Annotated in this window: 1 protein-coding gene and 1 pseudogene; both read left to right on the top strand. The window is 57.4% G+C overall.

Annotated features, from left to right (window positions below):
• A pseudogene (locus NW853_RS06120) lies at window positions 1-939 on the top strand (phosphoketolase); the annotation flags it as partial.
• Between the two features lie 26 nt (window positions 940-965).
• A partial coding sequence (locus NW853_RS06115; RefSeq protein ID WP_414348351.1) for a type I restriction enzyme HsdR N-terminal domain-containing protein occupies window positions 966-1,442 on the top strand: 477 nt, incomplete at its 3' end.

Below are 1,442 nucleotides of genomic sequence, written 5' to 3'. Positions count from 1 at the left end.
GCCAACGTCAACCAAGGTCTCAAAGTGATCCACCCCACGGCGGATCCCCTCTACAACCAACAGCCCCAAGGGCAGGTCTACGAACCCCTCAGTGAAGATGCCTGCGCCGGCTTGACAGGGGGCCTGGCGCTCTTTGGCGGGCGCTCCCTCTGGTGCTCCTATGAATCCTTTGCCGTCAACGGCCTGCCCATCTGGCAGACGGTAACCCAGGCGATGGCCGAGCTGCGCCGCCCCACCCCTGCCGCTATTGCCCTCTTCACGGCTGGAGCATTGGAACAGGGACGCAACGGCTGGACCCACCAACGCCCGGAAATCGAGGCCTACCTGGCGGCTATGATGCGCAACGGCAACATCTTCCCCCTCTTTCCCCCCGACGCCAACTGTGCCCAAGCCGCCTACGAGTGGGCCTTGTCGACCTTCAACAAAGGGATCCCGATCTTTGCCAGCAAAACCCCCCTGCCCATCCGCACCACCCTGGAACAAGCGCGCCAAGCCGTGGAGCAGGGCTGCACTGTGCTGCAGGAACTGCCTGGATCCCGCACTGTGGTCTTTGCCGTGGTGGGAGATATGATCCTTCTGCCAGTCTTTGCGGCGGCTGAACAGCTCCAGGCCCAGGGGATCGGCAGCAAAATTGTCTCCGTGGTCAACCCTCGCCGTCTCTACCGCCCCAGCGATATAGCCTGGCCCACCTGTGCCCAACCCGATGGGGAGTTCATGTCTGACCAGGAGTTTGCCGCCTGGTTTGCCGGCGCAGCCCTTATCGGCGTGACTGGCGGATCCAGCCTGATGTTGGAGCCCCTGTTGTTGCGCTACACCGGCCCGCGCGATCTTTTTGCCTGGAAACGCGGCGAAACCACCGCTACCCCTGCCGAACTCATGGACTACAACGGCCTAACGGCCCAGGCGCTGGCAGAGCGAGCCAAGCAACTGCTAGGCTGAGGGGCAAATTGGGATCCCTTCAGTCTATGACTAGTGCCATCTCGCTCCGAGAGCAGCTTGAGAGGATATCCCCCCGCGAGAGAGTTGAGCAAGTCATTGTCCAACATTTTGCCAGACCCTTGCTCCATGAGCTAGGCTTTGGAGACCTGGAGATTAGGCCTGAGTTTGAAACAGGGTGCGGAGAAGTAGACTTTGCGGCTAGAAAAAACACACAACATACAGACATCTTCTTCAACTCTAGGAAAAACCCATACCTTCTCTTGGAAGTTAAGTCCAGGACAGTCAATCTTAGTGAGGGATCCGCTGCCTGTAGAGATGCAGTAGATCAAATAAAAAGGTACTTGCTTGGAGAGCATTGCAAATCAGCAAGGTGGGGAATAATTACCAATGCAAATTACATCCAGCTCTGGAGGAGACACGGGAAGGTTGTTCACCCTGTTACAGCAAACCTTGCTATCAACCTGGATAACATTGAGAACATCGTGCGTGATTTACGAAACAAG

This window comes from Synechococcus sp. H55.11 (genome assembly GCF_047462475.1).
Classification (GTDB): domain Bacteria; phylum Cyanobacteriota; class Cyanobacteriia; order Thermostichales; family Thermostichaceae; genus Thermostichus.
The sequence above is the reverse complement of the archived record's forward strand: the minus strand, read 5'-3'. Positions and strand labels throughout refer to the sequence as shown.